Annotated in this window: 13 protein-coding genes; 4 read left to right on the plus strand and 9 right to left on the minus strand. The window is 73.5% G+C overall.

The features are described from left to right. Positions 1 to 141: 141 nt before the first annotated feature. The 4 genes from ACIO3R_RS08035 to ACIO3R_RS08050 all read right to left on the minus strand — a co-directional run bounded on the left by ACIO3R_RS08035 (position 142) and on the right by ACIO3R_RS08050 (position 7,365). Positions 142 to 3,576 (minus strand): SAV_2336 N-terminal domain-related protein, encoded by a 3,435-nt coding sequence (locus tag ACIO3R_RS08035; protein ID WP_385036509.1) that lies wholly within the window; start codon positions 3,574 to 3,576, stop codon positions 142 to 144. A gap of 7 nt (positions 3,577 to 3,583) precedes the next feature. Next, entirely contained in the window at positions 3,584 to 4,606 is a 1,023-nt protein-coding gene (locus tag ACIO3R_RS08040) for an AAA family ATPase (RefSeq protein ID WP_385036510.1), read from the minus strand. A 130-nt stretch (positions 4,607 to 4,736) separates the two neighbouring features. Then, positions 4,737 to 6,740: a trypsin-like peptidase domain-containing protein gene (locus tag ACIO3R_RS08045; protein ID WP_402104421.1), complete on the minus strand. Its 2,004-nt coding sequence runs from the start codon at positions 6,738 to 6,740 to the stop codon at positions 4,737 to 4,739. A 55-nt stretch (positions 6,741 to 6,795) separates the two neighbouring features. Then, positions 6,796 to 7,365, minus strand: coding sequence for a CU044_2847 family protein (locus ACIO3R_RS08050; protein ID WP_402104423.1), 570 nt, complete (start codon positions 7,363 to 7,365; stop codon positions 6,796 to 6,798). Between the two features lie 196 nt (positions 7,366 to 7,561). Here ACIO3R_RS08050 and ACIO3R_RS08055 point away from each other — a divergent pair, with 196 nt between their 5' ends. Next, positions 7,562 to 7,747, plus strand: a complete 186-nt coding sequence (locus tag ACIO3R_RS08055) for a DUF6104 family protein (RefSeq protein ID WP_018102711.1) — start codon at positions 7,562 to 7,564, stop codon at positions 7,745 to 7,747. Between the two features lie 64 nt (positions 7,748 to 7,811). Here ACIO3R_RS08055 and ACIO3R_RS08060 read toward each other — a convergent pair whose 3' ends face one another. After that, a complete protein-coding gene (locus ACIO3R_RS08060; RefSeq protein ID WP_385036513.1) occupies positions 7,812 to 8,666 on the minus strand; it encodes a hypothetical protein in 855 nt (284 codons plus the stop codon). A gap of 176 nt (positions 8,667 to 8,842) precedes the next feature. Between ACIO3R_RS08060 and ACIO3R_RS08065 the strand changes: the two genes are divergently transcribed. Together ACIO3R_RS08065 and ACIO3R_RS08070 are read left to right on the plus strand one after the other, a co-directional pair. Then, positions 8,843 to 9,700 carry a DUF4097 family beta strand repeat-containing protein gene (locus ACIO3R_RS08065; RefSeq protein ID WP_402104426.1) on the plus strand — a complete coding sequence of 286 codons (858 nt, stop codon included), beginning with the start codon at positions 8,843 to 8,845 and terminating at the stop codon, positions 9,698 to 9,700. 1 nt (position 9,701) lies between these two features. Next, positions 9,702 to 10,718, plus strand: coding sequence for a helix-turn-helix transcriptional regulator (locus tag ACIO3R_RS08070; RefSeq protein ID WP_402104429.1), 1,017 nt, complete (start codon positions 9,702 to 9,704; stop codon positions 10,716 to 10,718). Positions 10,719 to 10,774: 56 nt separating this feature from the next. Here the strand turns inward: ACIO3R_RS08070 and ACIO3R_RS08075 are convergent, their stop codons facing one another. The 4 genes from ACIO3R_RS08075 to ACIO3R_RS08090 form a co-directional block, all read right to left on the minus strand. After that, a complete protein-coding gene (locus ACIO3R_RS08075) occupies positions 10,775 to 11,350 on the minus strand; it encodes a Clp protease N-terminal domain-containing protein (protein ID WP_402104432.1) in 576 nt (191 codons plus the stop codon). Then, positions 11,350 to 11,559, minus strand: a complete 210-nt coding sequence (locus tag ACIO3R_RS08080; RefSeq protein ID WP_363025892.1) for a sigma factor-like helix-turn-helix DNA-binding protein — start codon at positions 11,557 to 11,559, stop codon at positions 11,350 to 11,352. The genes ACIO3R_RS08075 and ACIO3R_RS08080 overlap by 1 nt, the downstream gene beginning before the upstream one ends. A gap of 37 nt (positions 11,560 to 11,596) precedes the next feature. Further along, positions 11,597 to 12,562 carry a zinc-binding dehydrogenase gene (locus ACIO3R_RS08085; RefSeq protein WP_402104436.1) on the minus strand — a complete coding sequence of 322 codons (966 nt, stop codon included), beginning with the start codon at positions 12,560 to 12,562 and terminating at the stop codon, positions 11,597 to 11,599. A gap of 371 nt (positions 12,563 to 12,933) precedes the next feature. Next, entirely contained in the window at positions 12,934 to 14,154 is a 1,221-nt protein-coding gene (locus ACIO3R_RS08090) for an NADP-dependent malic enzyme (RefSeq protein ID WP_385037795.1), read from the minus strand. 524 nt (positions 14,155 to 14,678) lie between these two features. Between ACIO3R_RS08090 and ACIO3R_RS08095 the strand changes: the two genes are divergently transcribed. Further along, on the plus strand, positions 14,679 to 15,629 hold the full coding sequence (locus ACIO3R_RS08095; protein WP_402104439.1) for an ABC transporter substrate-binding protein: 951 nt from the start codon (positions 14,679 to 14,681) through the stop codon (positions 15,627 to 15,629). Positions 15,630 to 15,632 lie beyond the last annotated feature (3 nt).

The following is a 15,632-nucleotide window of genomic DNA, read 5'->3' on the forward strand; positions in this document are numbered from 1 at the left end:
CGTTGAGCGCACACCGCCGGTCCCGCGTCCCTGACTCGCTTCGTCCTGCTGCCCGCGCCGTCGGCCGGCGCCGGTCGTGCGCCGGTCGTGCCCTCACCCGGTCCGGACGCGCCGCCGCTCCGGGTGCTCGTCGTCGAGCACTCAGCGCTCCAGCCCGGCCAGCCGTTCGGCGGTCCACTCGCCCGCCGCTCCGCCGCTGTCCGGCAGCTTGCGCCACTCCAGGCGGGCCGCCCGGTACGCCTCTCGCGCGGCCCGGGGGCGCCCCGCTCTCTCATAGGTCATACCCCGCCAGTGGTTGGCTGTAGCACCCAACTCGGCCGCCTCCTGGAGCTGTTGCGGACTCTCCAGCTCCGCTTGGGCCGTCGCGGCGGCGGCCGCCGCCGAGCGGAAGGCCTCCGCCGCCTCGTCGCGCCGGGCCGGGCGGACCAGTGCGTCGGCGGCCTCCAGCCGGGCCCTGCCCAGCTCCAGCCAGCAGCGCGCCGCGGTCAGCGGGGCCGCGGCCTCCTGCGCCGCCAGCCCGAAGAGGTGCTCGGCCTCCCGGAGGTCGACCCGGTCCGCGGCCGCCCGGTGCCGCAGCATCAGGGCCCGGCCGAGCATGAGCAGCCGCTCGGACTGCTGCGACCCGCCGGACGGCGTCTCGGTCCGGCAGTCGCGCAGCACGCGCACCGCCGCGCCGATGTACGCTCCGCCGTCCGGCAGGCCGGCGCGGCGCAGCAGCGTGGCGCCCCATTCGGCGAGCAGATCGGTGTGGGCCCGGGAGTCGCGGGGGATTCCGCGGGCCGCTCGGGCGAACCAGTCGGCGGCCGCGACGAGTTCGTCCGGATCCCCGGTGTGCTCGTAGCGGGCGACCCTGACCCGTCCGGCCCTGGTCTGCAGCTGGGCGCGCCGGCGCTGCTCCCGTACGGTCTCCAGCGCCTGGGCGGTCAGGACCGCGGCCTCGTCCGGTTCCTCGCCGGAGGCCAGCAGCGCGTCCACCAGGTCCAGCACGATGCGGGCCTCGGTGCCCACGGTGTGCCGGCCGCCCTGGGCGAACGCCGTGCGCAGCGAGCGGGCCGCCTGCCGGGCGAACTCCCTGGACCGTTCGGTGTCCTCGGTGGCGCCGGACAGCTTCAGCAGGGTCCGGCCGTGCTGGAGCGGGAGGGCCGCCGGCCGGTTCTCCTGGTCGGGCCAGGAGTCGGCGAACGCCTCCAGCATCCCGCAGGCGCTCTGCAGCAGGGCGCTGTCACCGTCGAGCCGCCACTGCGCCTCCAGGGCCCGCACCCGCTCCAGGGTGAGCCGCAGCGCCTCCGCCGGCGGGAGGCCGGGGGCCGCGCAGGCGGCGGTGTACTCGCGGTCGGCGCGCCGCAGCAGCTCCAGGGCGCCGCGCCGGTCGCCGCGCCGGCGCCGGTCGTCGGCCGCCGCGTGCAGCACCTTGGCCAGCACGGCCCGTTCACGTACCGCACCGGGGACCGCGGCCGCCCGCTCGGCGGCGCTCTCGGCCTCGCGGAGCAGCTCGGCGCCGCCCTGCACCTCCCAGAGCCGCAGGACGCAGCGCGCGTACTCCGCCCAGAGCCCGGCGTCCACGGCCTGCCGGGGGCCGTTCTCCGCGGCTCCCCGCAGCAGTTGGACGGCGTCGATGAGGCGCTGCACCATCTTGTCCGCCTCGAACTGCCGCACCAGCTCGCGGGCGCGTTCCACGGCGGAGGTGGCGCCGGGGGCCGACGGCCCGGGGGCGGGCGCCTTCGGGGGGATCACGAATCTCGGGGGTACGGGCATGAACCGCTCCAGTACGCGGGCGGCGACCTCGGCGAAGGCATGGGGTACACGGGCGCCGCCGCGCCTCTCGTTCTCCTCGCCGTCGTCGTTCTCCTCGCCGTCCTCGCCCTCCTCCGGCTCCTCGTGCCCGGCGCCCGTGGTGGCGTGCCCGGTGGCGTACGGGGAATCGGCCGCCCCCGCGTCGCCGAGCTGGGCGAAGGCCAGCGCGGGGAAGTTGGGCCCGCCCTTGCCGAACCGCGTCTCGATGTACTGCGAGCAGTGCTTGAGCACGAGCAGGGCCTCGTCCCGGCCCAGCGGACCGAGCAGCGCCTCCTGGACGCCGGGCTCGAAGCGGTACCACTGTCCGCGGCCGCCGCCCGCGCCGTCCGCCCGCGAGAGCAGGCCGCTCAGCAGCACCTCGGCGAGTTCGGAGGGGCCCGACTGGGGCAGCATGGTGCGCTGGACCAGCTGCATCACCGGCAGGTAGAGGGGCGCGGCCGCGAGATAGACGGCCAGCTGTCCGGCGGCCGGTGAGCCGGCCGAACGGAAGCGGCTGACCAGCTGGAGCGAGGACAGGGCGGCGCCGGAGCGCTGGGCGGCCGCCGGGGGCTGGTCGGCCCGTACCCAGCCGACCGCTCCGGAGATCCGTGCCGCACCGGTACCGGAGAGCAGCCTGGCCCAGGCCGCCAGCGCGTCCGGCACCGGCGGTAGGACCGGGACCGCCAGGGCGCCGGGGTGCACCGCGGGGCCGGCTCCGGCGTCCTCGGTGACCTTCAGCAGGGTGGCGCCGGCGAGGCCGTCGCCCCGTGCCAGCGAACCGAAGGTGACCGGCAGCCGGGTGCGGCTCCACATGCGCTGCGGCAGCGGCTGCAACACCGCGACCGGGGCCTGCCGGGCGAGCTGGTGCAGCAGCCGGTGGGCGCGCCCGCTGCGCCAGAGCGGCCCGGCGCAGTCACTGATCACCACGGTGACCCGGCGCCCGGTCGGATCGCTGAGCCGGTCCGCCGAGTGGAGCGGGGCGGCGGCGGGGTCGGAGCTGCGGCTGACCGCGCAGCCGCCGTCCGGGCCCTGGTGCAGATAGCGCACCTGGACGTCCCGGAAGGCGCCCAGCTGGCCGAAGATCTGCTGGAGTTCCCCGAACATCCGGTCCCACACCAGCATTGAGGACGAGGCGTCCATGACGCACTGGAGGATCGCGTCGCCCCGGCCGACCCCACGGAACACCGGCATGATCATGCCTCCCGCGCGGGCGCTGAGGTCCGCGGTCGCCGTCTCGTCCAGGACGCGGCGCAGCGGAGCGGAGACCGGGCGGTACCGCTGCAACGGGCGCAGCGCGCGGGTGAGTTCGAGGGGTGCGGGCAGGACGGGGGCGGCCGGCACCCCGAGCGCGAGTTCGGTGGTGCGGGGCCCCGTACCGGATCCCCGGCGGGCCCCGGGGGCTTCCCCGTCCCGCTCGCCGCCGGCCCGTACGGGGCTCGGGACGGGGTGCAGGGCGATGAGCCCGTCGCCGATCGACCCGTCGCCCGGCTCACGGTCCGCACCGGGCCGGCCGGTGTCCGTGGCACGGCCGCTGTCCGCGCCCACCCGGTCCACGGGTCCCTGACCCGCCTGCTCCGCGGGCCGGCGGGCATCCGGAGCCGTCGCCCCGGCCCCGTCGTCCTCGGGGTCGCCGGGCACGCCGGTCCACCTGGCCAGCCAGAGGGCGTCGCAGAGCTGCTCGACGTCGGGGTCGAGCCCGGCTCCGCGCAGCCGTGCAACGAGCGTCTGCAACGGCTCTCCGCCGTACGGTTCCGGGGCATCGGGCCCACCGGGCGGCACAGAGGCGTCGTCCGCCCCGGACATCAGTACCTCACCTCGGCCGGTCGAGCCGCTGGATGAGCAGTTCGGCCAGCCGGTCGCGGCCGGCCGGCGCAGCGGCGTGGGTGAGGTAGATGGCGTTCAACAGCTGGTCCGTGGCCAGCAGTTCGCTGCGTGAGCGCTCCAGGAACCGGGTGATGAGGTCCTCGCTGGAGCGGGCCGCCTCCTCACCCAGGTGCGCCTTGACGAAGGCGGCCAGCCGCTTGTGGTCGGGGCGGTCGAGTTCCAGGTGGATGCAGCGGCGCATCAGGGGGGCCGGGAAGTCCCGCTCGCCGTTACTGGTGAGGACGACGAACGGGAACGCCCGGCACTGCACCCGGCCGCCCTTGATCCGCACCTTGTTGCCGTCGTGGTCCAGCACGTCCGCCTCGCCGTCGGGCAGCCGGTCCACGATCCGTTCCAGCTCGGGAATGGCGAACTCGCCCTCCTCCAGCACGTTGAGCAGATCGTTTGGCAGGTCGATGTCGCTCTTGTCGAGCTCGTCGATGAGCAGCACCCGAGGCCGGTCGGAGGGCAGCAGCGCGGTGCCCAGGGGGCCCAGCCTGATGTAACTCCCCACGTTCTGGGACGGGTCGACGCCGTCCCCGCCGTCCGCGGAGGCGTGCGAGGCGATCTGGACGTCCTGAAGCCGGGCGATCGCGTCGTAGTGGTAGAGGCCGTCCAGCAGCGAGGAGCGGCTGACGATGGGCCAGCGCAGCACCTTGCCGAACTCGAGTTCACGGGCGACGGAGTGGGCCAGGGTGCTTTTTCCGGCCCCCGGGTCGCCGGTGACCAGCAGTGGACGCCGCAGATACAGCGCGGCGTTGATCATTTCGAGTTCCTCCGCGCCCGGCCGGTGTTCCTCCGCGATGCGCCCGGGGATGCCGAGCCTGCGGTCGGCGGAGTCGTCCCCGTCCGCCGGGGTGCCGCGACCGCCCGAGAAGTCGCGCCAGGGCGGCGGGGGCGGCAACTGCGGTACGCCGTCGTGCGGTTCACCGATGCCGCGGTAGATGAGCCACTCGCTGGGTTCACTCATAGCGTGGTCCTCGTTGTCACTCGTCCGCCAGGGACAGCAGCTGTCGAACGTGCCTTACCGTAGCGATCCGGCGTACCCCCCGTAAGGGGCGGGCCGGCACGGTCCTTCGGATGATGGCCGGCGCTTCTCGTCACGGCGCCTCCAGGAACTCGCCCGAGCCGGGCAGCGGGTGGTGCGGATCGTCGTAGAACAGGGCGACCCCGTCGGACCAGTACGTCTCCGTGCGTTCCGCGCTCACTCCTCTTCTCAGCTCGTGCAGCTTCAGCGGAAGTCCGTCGCGGGTGCGGGCGTCGGAGACGGCCTCGGCCACCCGCCGGTGGAACTCCCGGCAGACCGTGTCGGTCTCCGTCGGCCGCCGTTGCAGCAGGGCCACTCCGAAGCCGGTGTCGAGCACCCGCACCGCCCCGGCCGCGATCCCGGGGTCCGGGTTGCCGTAACGGCAGAGCACCGGCACGCTCTCGTGGGGCAGGGTGCGCAGGTGCGCGACCTCGGGTACCCGTACCCGCAATTCGTTCTCGCAGTCGACGACTTCGGCCCGCATCGCGCCCTGCGTGGCGTTCCAGCGTGCCAGGCGCTCGTCGTCGGGCCCGCGGTAGGAGCTGCGCAGGACCACCGGGCGTACGACGCCGAGCGGCTGCCCGTCCGAGGGGAGCTCCCAGCGGTCGACTTCGAGGCCGAACAGCGCGGGGGTGACGGAGACCTGGAGCAGGGCGGGGCTGCCCGGCTCGTCGCACTGCCGGAACGCCTCGGTCAGTGCGGCGGCGAGCCGGTCGGGCAGGGTGTCGAGCGCGGTGCCCTGGCTGTCCTCGGCGACGGGCAGCATCTCGCCGGTGGGGCGGGCGACCGCGATCCGCCAGTCGTAGCGGTCCCGGGCCCAGCCCTGGGGTTCGAGTTCCAGCAGGACGCAGGCGCGTTCGCCGTGGCGGACGGGTTGGCTCGGCGCCGCCACGGCCCGGCGGCGGTCCTCGTCCAGGCGCAGCCGGACGGCCGCCCACTCCATGGCGAGCTGCCGGCGGAAGTCGCGGGACAGCTCCTCCTCCGCGATCCGTTTCACCCACTCCCACAGCGACTTGGCCGCGGTCCCGGTGGACGGCACGTCGAAGGGCCGGTCGGCGGCGAGCACGCCCATGCAGTACCGCAGGACCAGTTCGAGCGGAGCGTCGTGGTCGCGGGCGCGGGTGTCGTACAGCGCCCCCAGGCCGTCCCGCCAGCCACGCGGGGCCGGGCGGTGGTCACGGGAGTGGACGCCGGGCAGGGCGTCCAGGAGGAGGAGCAGGCCGCGGGTGCTGACCGGGGGCGGGAACTCGGCGAGCCGCCCCAGCAGGTCCGCCCGCCGCTTGGGGCCGAGGACGCCGCCGGGCGGGGCCGACAGCTCGCTCTGCGCGTCGGCCCAGGTCCGCTCGGTGCTGGCCGGGCTGTTGTGCCGGTCCGCGTGGTACCGGTCATGGGCGTGGAAGACGGACTGGTAGGTGTCGTCGCCCTCGGTCTCGACGGGCGCGGACGGCACCTTCAGGGTGCGCAGCCGCTCGATCCCCACGGCCGTTCCGCCCTGGTGGTTGTCGAGCCGCGACTTGATCACCCCGACCACCTCCCCGCGGGCGAGATCCACCACGGGGCCGCCGGACATACCGGGCTCCAGCCAGTCCCCGTCGAGCCGGACGACCTGCTCGGCGTCGTCCGACGCACCGTAGGCCCCCTTCACCACACAGACGCCGCTGCGCTTCAGCAGTCCTCCGCCCTGCGAGGGCGCCCAGCCCACGCAGTGGATCTCCCGGCTGCGGAGCATGGCCTCCGAGCGCTCGGTGACGTACACACAGGTGTGCTCGACGGGCCGCTGGAGCTTGATGAGCGCGAGGTCGGGGGCCGGCCAGCCGGCGGCGCCCTGCGGGCGGGCGCCGGGCATCGCGGCGACGACCTTGCCGGGCACCTCGGTCAGCTCGGTGCTGTAGCGGTCCTCCTTGAACCACACGTTCACCACGCCCCCCTCCCCCCGCATCGCCACGTGCGCACACGTGAGGATCCAGCTCGGGGCGATGAAGAAGCCGCTCCCCAGGAAGTCCCCGCCGGGTCCGCCTTGGGCATACCCGGACCCCGGACGATGGATGCGCACGGTGGCGTCGTGGACGAGGCCCATGAGGGCAGCCTCCGGCTGTCCCGGGCCCCCCTCTGCGCCCCGTCGCCCTCCGGGCTCATGCCCCGCCGCCGTCGGTGTCGTCCGCCCCGTCAGGGTGCGCCGGGGCGCCGGGGGACGCACCGGCGGGCGGGCCCGGGGGCGCGGGCGCCGGTGCGACGGGCGGGGCTCCGGGGGGCGCGAACGGGACCGGTGGCACGAACGCGGGCGGCGCCGGGGCCTGCGCGGGCACGGGTGCGGGGGCCGGCGGGGGCGGGTCGACGGGTGGTCCGCCGCCGTTCCAGGTGAGCGTGACCTTGATGGCCCCCTTGGCCTCACCGTCCGCGAGGAGCCCGACGATCCTGCCCGACTTGGCGGTGAGCTCGATCCCGAACTCGACACTGACCTCGTCCGGCCGCACGGCGCGCAGCGGCACGGCGAGCGAGCGCGCGACACTGGTCACCACGCCCTGCAGGCTCTCGACCCTGGCCTGCACCTGGTCGGCGATGTCGCCGAACCCGGTGTCCGTGTACGTCGGACCGGCACCGGGCGCCGGACGGTCCAGCTCCTCGGCTCCCGAGATCCGGGCCCAGACCGGCGTGCCGTCCGGCATCTCGATGCGCGTGATACGGGCCGCACTGTCGCCCATGACGCCCCCCGTTCCCCAACTACCCGCAGGTTAACGGCCGTAGCCGGCCGATGCGAGGTACATGAACCAGGACGCGGGGGCGTGGCGGATCGGTTCGCGGGCCCTGCGCACGGCCGGTGCGGGCCGGATCCCGCGGCCTCCACGGGCCGGGTCCCGCGGCCTCTGCGGGCTGTCACCAGGCATTAAACTTGCCGGCATGTACTTCACCGACCGCGGTATCGAGGAGCTGGAGAAGCGGCGAGGCGAGGAGGAGGTCACCTTCGAGTGGCTCGCCGAGCAGCTGCGTACGTTCGTCGATCTGAATCCCGACTTCGAGGTGCCGGTCGAGCGCCTCGCCACCTGGCTGGCCCGGCTGGACGACGACGAGGACGAGGACGAGTAGTCACCGCCCGCCCGTCGCTCACCGCCCGCCCGTCGCCGGACTCTCAGGCGGGCCCGCCGCCCGCTCAGTCCGGGCCGTCGTCCCGGATCCGGTCGTACGCGAGACCGAGCGCGCCGTGCACCATGAGCAGCGCCCCGGCGAAGACCCAGCCGCCGCTGCGCCGGCCGGCTCCCCAGAGGGCGAGCGGGAGTCCCGCGGCCAGTTGGGCGCCTGCCAGGGCGCGGGCCCTGGGACCGCGCATCCAGGGACCGACGCGGCTGTTCTCGACCGCTTCGAGTTCCACCCTGACCGCGTCGCGCCAGCCGGTCCACGCGATCCGTTCGGCCGCGGGGCCCGCACCGGCTCCGGCGGTCAGCGAGGCGGAGGACGCGCCGGGGGCCAGGCCGGCCGGGAGTGTCAGCCCGATACGGGTGAGGACGGCGAGCAGTCCGCGCAGCCGGGCGCGGGCGTCCGCCTCCGGATCGGTGCGGGTGAGGGCTTCGAGCGCCTGGACGTCCAGTACGGGATCGAGGCCGAGCCGCTCGGCGAACGTACGCATCGCCTCGTCCTCCCCCGCCGGGGTCCCGTCGGCGAGCCAGACGTAGCCGACCGGCCGGCGGAAGCCCGCGGCCAGGGTGTACCCGGCCCGGTCGCCGTCCCACCAGAGCGCGAGGACCGGCCAGGCCGAGCCGACCGCGAGTGCGGTGGCCCAGCCGCCCAGCACCCGGTCGACGGGCTCGGCCGCCTCCCCCGCCTCCGGTGCCCGCAGGCCCTGCGGCCGTCCGCCCCGCCAGGGCGTTCCCTCGGGTACGAGAACGCTCCATCCCTCTCCGGCGGGTGCGAGCAGCATCCGTTCGCGCAGCAGGTGGGCGACCGGCCGCACGCTCTCGGGTTCGGCCCGGCACAGCAGCAGTGCGCCCACGGGTGATGTCGCGTCCATGCCCCACACCGTAAGACAATTTCGCACTATTCATCGCCGTTTATGGCGATTTGACCTGTCAATCTCACCCCCACCCTCCGTCGCGACCCGCCTTGACTTCCCCCATCCGCGATATATCGTGTTCTACAAGAGACACGATATGTTGCGTCATCCGCGCTCCCCAGGAGGTCAGATCCATGCCTGTGTCGACGTGGGCCATCGCCGAGCCTCAGAAGCTCGCCTTCGACGAACCCGTGACCGCGCTCAGCGTGCGCATCGTCAACGGCACGGTCAATGTCGTCGGCACCGACGAACCGACCGCCAGGCTGGAGGTCACCGGCATCGAGGGACCGCCGCTGATCGTGACCCAGCAGGACGGCGTCCTCACCGTCACCTACGAGGACCTGGCCTGGCAGGGCATCCTCAAGTGGTTCGACCGCAAGGGCTGGCACCGGCACGCGGCCGTCTCCCTGGCGGTCCCGGCCGGATCGTCCGTGGAGGTCGGTGTGGTCGGCGCCGGGGCCTTCGTCTCCGGAATCCGTGGTCGTACGGACGTACGTGGCGTCACCGGCGACACCACCCTCGTCGGACTCGCCGGGCCGGTCGGCGCGGAGACGGTGTCCGGCAACCTGGAGGCCCAGGCCGTCACCGGCGACCTGCGCTTCCACTCGGTCTCGGGCGATCTGACGGTCATCGAGGGCGCCGGCGTCTCCGTGAAGGCCGAATCCGTCAGCGGCAACATGGTGCTCGACCTGGACCCGACCGGGAAGCCCACCGACATCCGGCTCACCACCGTCTCCGGCGAGGTCGCCATCCGGCTGCCGCACCCGGCGGACGCGCGGGTGGAGGCGAACACCGCGAGCGGCTCCGTCTCCAACGGGTTCGAGGACCTGCGGGTCAACGGCCAGTGGGGCGCGAAGCGGATCACCGGCACGCTCGGCTCCGGGGCCGGGACACTGAAGGCGACCACGGTCTCGGGGTCGATCGCCCTGCTCCGCCGCCCACCGGCCGAGGACGACGCCCACGACGCCGAGCCGACCGGAAAGGTGCTCTGACATGCCCCCCGTATTCGCCCATGGCCGCCTGCGCCTCTACCTGCTGAAGCTGCTCGACGAGGCGCCCCGCCACGGCTACGAGGTGATCCGGCTGCTGGAGGAGCGATTCCAGGGGCTGTACGCACCCTCGGCCGGCACGGTCTATCCGCGGCTGGCCAAGCTGGAGGCCGAGGGCCTGGTCACGCACGCCACCGAGGGCGGCCGCAAGGTCTACTCCATCACCGACGCCGGCCGCGCCGAACTCGCGGGCCGCACCGGCGAGCTGGCCGATCTGGAGCTGGAGATCCGGGACTCGGTCTCCGAACTGGCCGCCGAGATCCGCGACGACGTCCGCGGGGCCGCGGGCAAACTGCGCAGCGAGATGCGCGCCGCGGCGGACGAGTCCCGCCACGGCACCGCCCGCTCCGGCGCCAGGGAAGGCGCCGAGGGAGGCAAGGAGTCGCCCTTCGGCGGCTTCGGTGACTTCGGGGACCTCGGTGACTTCGGCGACAAGGAGACATGGCGCAACGCGAAGGAGGAGCTGCGCAAGGCCAAGCAGGAGTGGAAGGAGCAGGCCCGCCGAGCGAAGGACGAGTCCCGGCGCGCCCGCGAGGACGCCCAGCAGGCCCGCCGCCAGGCCAAGGAGGCCCAGGACCGGGCGCGCGAGCAGATGCAGAACGCCGCCCGCCAGGTCCAGGAGCACTTCGCCCGCGGCGACTGGCCGGCGGGCGTACGGGAAGGGCTGGCGGAGATCACCGGACAGCTGGGCGGCTTCGCCCGTACCGGCGGCCGGCCCCCGTACGTCAAGCCGGAACCCGCCGACGCCGACCCCGACTGGGGCAAGGACGTGGGCGGTACGGGTGACCCGGCCCGCGATCTGGACCGCCTGCTGGACCGCTTCCGCGACGACATCCGCGACGCGGCCCGGGACCGGGGCGTCACGGAGGACCAGCTGTCGGAGGCCCGCCGCCACCTGTCGGCCGCGGCGGCCGGCATCGGGGCGCTGCTGCGCGGGAACACCGGCGGCAGCGCGACGTAGCGAGCTTTCCGGACGTGACGCCGGGCGGCCCGGGGATCCCCCGGGCCGCCCGGCGTTCAGCCCGCCTTCCGGTCCTGCTGCGCGCCGCCGTCCCCGTACAGCGCGCGGCTGACCGTCTCGTACGTGGCGCCGTGCTCGGCCAGGACGTCGGCGACGACGCCGGGGCCGGCGGTGAGAGCCAGCAGGAGGTGCTCCTCGCCGATGAACCGGTCGCGCCGGCCGAGCGCGATCCGCAGGGATTTCTCCAGGACCGCCTTGGCCTCCCGAGTGAACACGCGGTGGCCCGACCACCGGCGCCGGGCCCGGCGCCCGCCGTCCAGCGCACCCCGGCCGTGCGTCTCCTCGACGCGGTCGACGATCGCGGTGAGGTCGATGCCGATGCCGGCGAGCGCTTCGGCGTCGGCCCTGGTCATGCCGCCGCGCCTGCGGGCGTCGGCCAGCGCGGCCGCGAGCGACGCCCTGCGGTCCGTGAGACCGAGCGCCGCGGTGGCGAACGACGCCCGGCTGTCCTCCTGGTCCAGCAGTGCGAACAGCAGGTGCTCCTCACTGACCGCACCGGCGCCGGCCCGTTCGGCGTGGTCCGCCGCTCCGGTCACGGTGGCGCGGGCGCCCTTGGTGAATCGCTCGAACATCAATGCCTCCCGTACTTCTTGTGCACGGCCTGCCGGCTGACACCCAGTTCGGCCGCGATCTCCTGCCACGACCAGCCCTGCACCCGGGCGCTCCTGACCTGTACGGCTTCGAGTTGCTCCAGCAGCTTGCGCAGCGCGGCGACCGACCGCAGCCCCACCCGGGGGTCGCGGTCGCCGGCGCGAGCGGCGAGATCCGTTGCTTCGGTCATGATGTCAACTTACATTGACACCATGCGAACGTCAACCCTAGTTGACAGTGAGCACGATCTTCCCGAACTGGTCGCCGGAAGCCAGCCGTTCGAAGCCCTCGCGGGCCCGGTCCAGCGGCAGCACCTCGTCGATGACGGGGCGCACCCCGGTGGCCGCGCAGAACGCCAGCAGATCCTCCAGCTCGTCCTTGGACCCCATGGTGGAGCCGACGATCCTCAGCTCCAGGAAGAAGATCCGGGTCAGCTCGGCGTGCGAGGGGCGGTCGCCGCTCGTGGCGCCCGAGATGACCAGCGTGCCGCCGGGGCGCAGGGACTTGACGGAGTGCGACCAGGTGGCGGCGCCGACCGTCTCGATGACGGCGTCGACCCGGTGGGGCAGCCGTGCGCCGGGCTCGTACGCCTCGACGGCACCGAGTTCGACGGCCCGTTTGCGCCTGGCCTCGTCGCGGCTGGTGGCGTAGACCCGCAGCCCGGCGGCCCGGCCGAGGACGATCGCGGCGGTGGCGACCCCGCCGCCGGCGCCCTGGACGAGCACGGAGTCGCCGGGCCGCACCCCGGCGTTGGTGAAGAGCATGCGGTAGGCGGTCAGCCAGGCGGTGGGCAGGCAGGCCGCCTGCTCGAAGGTGAGTTCCTCCGGTTTGGGCAGCACGTTCCAGCTGGGAACGGTGACCTGTTCGGCGAAGGTGCCCTGATGGCGCTCGGTGAGGATGGAGCGGGGCTCGTCCGGGCCGACCCCGTGTCCGGTCTGGCCGATGACGGAGTGCAGGACGACCTCGTTGCCGTCCTGGTCGGTCCCGGCGGCGTCGCAGCCGAGGATCATCGGCAGCTTGTCCTCGGCGAGGCCGACGCCGCGGAGCGACCAGAGGTCGTGGTGGTTGAGGGAGGCGGCCCGGACGTTGACGGTGGTCCATCCGGAACGTGCGCCGGGAGCCGGGCGTTCGCCCAGCTCAAGGCCGTTGAGTGGGTGGTCGCGGTCGAGGCGGGATGCGTAGGCGGCGAACATGGGGCCGACGATAGGCCGGGCGGCGGTCCCGCGTAACCGGCTGCGGGTGTGACACGCACCGCGCGTGACGGGCCGTCCGGACATGAGCCCCTCCGGCGGCCGGGGGGCGAGGGCCCGGGGACAGCACTCCCGGGCGGGGGGCGAGGGCCCGGGGACAGCACTCCCGGGCGGGGGGCGAGGGCCCGGGGACAGCACCCCCCGTCGGGGAGCGAGGGCCCGGGGACAGCACTCCCGGGCGGGGGGCGAGGGCCCGGGGACAGCACTCCCGGTCGGGGAGCGAGGGCCCGGGGACAACACCCCCCGTCGGGGAGCGGGGGCCCGGGGACAGCACCCCCGCAAGGACGCGCCCCCGAACCCCCGCCTCACCGCACTCAGCGCCGGGCCACGCCCTCCGCCCGCGCCGCCGCCGCGACGGCGGCGGTGACCGCCGGGGCGACCCGCTCGTCGAACGGCGACGGGATCACGTAGTCCGCGGCCAGCTCGTCGCCCACCACGTCGGCCAGCGCGTTCGCCGCGGCGATCTTCATGCCCTCGGTGATCCGGGACGCCCGCACCTGGAGCGCGCCCGCGAAGATCCCGGGGAACGCCAGCACGTTGTTGATCTGGTTCGGGTAGTCCGACCGCCCGGTCGCCACGACGGCCGCGTACTTGTGCGCGACGTCGGGGTGCACCTCGGGGTTCGGGTTCGCCATGGCGAAGACGAACGCGCCGGGTGCCATCGAGGCGACGGCCGGCTCCGGGACCGTACCGCCGGAGACGCCGATGAAGACGTCCGCGCCGGCCAGTGCCGTGTCCAGCGGCCCGGAGATGCCCGCCTTGTTCGTGAGCTCGGCCAGCTCCCGCTTGACGTCCGTCAGGTCCTCGCGGTCCCGGCTGACGATGCCCTTGCGGTCGGCGACCGCGACATCGCCCAGCCCCGCCGCCAGCAGGAACTTGGCGATGGCCACCCCGGCCGCGCCCGCGCCCGAGATGACGGCGCGCAGCTCGCCGAGGCCGCGCCCGGACAGCTTCGCGGCGTTGCGCAGGGCGGCGAGCGTGACCACGGCGGTGCCGTGCTGGTCGTCGTGGAAGACCGGGATGTCGAGCCGCTCCTGGAGCTTGCGCTCGATCTCGAAGCAGCGCGGGGCCGAGATGTCCTCCAGGTTCACGCCGCCGAAGGACGGTGCGAGCCTGACGACGGTCTCGACGATCTCGTCCGCGTCGGTGGTCGCGAGCGCGATCGGCACCGCGTCGACGCCGCCGAACTGCTTGAACAGGATCGCCTTGCCCTCCATCACGGGGAGGGAGGCCTCGGGCCCGATGTCGCCGAGCCCCAGCACCGCGGTGCCGTCCGTCACGACGGCGACGACCTGCGACTTCCAGGTGTAGTCGTGGACGAGTTCCGGATTCTCGGCGATCGCGCTGCACACCTTCGCCACACCGGGCGTGTACGCGAGGGACAGGTCGTCCTTGTCCCGGATCGGGACGGTGGCCTGCACGGCCATCTTCCCGCCGCGGTGGAGCGCGAAGGCCGGATCGAACGGCTCGTCGGTCGTGCTGCCCGTGCTGTCTGTGCTGCTGTCGCTGCGAGGATTCACGATCTCCGCTGCCATGGTGTTGACCCCTTAAGTCTTCATCGTTTGAGGGTGGCCACTCCTGGTTGAGGAGGGGTGGGCGGGCACCGCGTACGTCCCCTGCACTGGGCGGTTGGCCCGCCGCGGCAGGGGGGAGGTACGTACGCGCGGGCGCGCCGCACACGCGCCCTGAGCCCCGGATGAGGGGTGTAAACGTCTTTCATACCGGACGGACCGGGTCATGGACGAGTCCATACCCAGTCGGTGACGTGACTCATAGCCGAATATCTGGACAAGTCAGCCACGCGGAGAATGGGTGTCCACCGGTCGAGACGCGCCGCAGATTCTGCGGCCGTGGGAAAGAAACCCCATAGATGGTCCGGCCCTGGTGTACCGGCCATACAAGGATCGGGGATCGCCCGTTACCCGATTTTGACATGACCGGCCCCCTGAATGCGCTGGTCCGAATGGCAAGATGCCGTAATCGCACACGGCGGCGACACCCGACGTCGTGTGCCAAACCGCCTGGCAACACCACCCTCATCTGCCGGAGGAACCCGAACATGACCGCACGCACGAACCGTCGTACGGCCGCGAAGTCCCGGATTGCAGCGGTCGGCGCCATCGCGGTCGCCGGCACCATGCTGCTGACCGCCTGTGGCGACCAGACCAAGAGCGACTCCGCCACGACGAAGACCACGGCCGGCAACTCCCCCGCCGATCTCCTCCCCGCGGAGATCAAGTCCAAGGGCGTCATCAAGGTCGGCTCGGACATCGCGTACCCGCCGGTCGAGTTCAAGGACAAGTCCGGCAAGACGGTCGGCATCGACCCGGACCTCGCCACCGCGCTGGGCAAGGTGCTGGGCGTGGAGTTCCAGTTCGAGAACGGCACGTTCGACACGCTGGTCACGGGGCTGCGCTCCAAGCGCTACGACCTGGCCATGTCGGCGATGACCGACACGAAGGACCGCCAGGAGGGCATCGACCCCGAGACCAAGAAGAAGGTCGGCGAGGGGGTCGACTTCATCGACTACTTCACCGCCGGTGTCTCGATCTACACCAAGAAGGGGGACGACCAGGGGATCAAGACCTGGTCCGACCTCTGCGGCAAGAAGATCGCCGTCCAGCGCAACACCGTCTCGCACGACCTGGCCAAGACCGAGTCCAAGAAGTGCACCGGTGGCAAGAAGATCGCCATCGAGCCGTACGACAACGACCTGGAGGCCCAGACCCGGCTGCGCTCCGGCGGGGCCGACGCCGGCTCCTCCGACTTCCCGGTGGCCGCGTACGCGGTGAAGACCTCGGGCGGCGGCAAGGACTTCCAGATCGTCGGCGACCAGGTCGAGGCGGCCCCGTACGGCATCGCCGTCGCCAAGGGCAACGACCAGCTCACCAAGGCCGTCCAGGCGGCCATGGACGCGATCATCAAGAGCGGCGAGTACGAGAAGATCATCGCCAAGTGGGGCGTGGAGGCCGGAGCGGTCACCGAGGCCAAGCTGAACGGCGGATCGTGACCG

Source organism: Streptomyces sp. NPDC087428, assembly GCF_044744085.1.
In the GTDB taxonomy this organism is placed as follows: Bacteria; Actinomycetota; Actinomycetes; order Streptomycetales; family Streptomycetaceae; genus Streptomyces.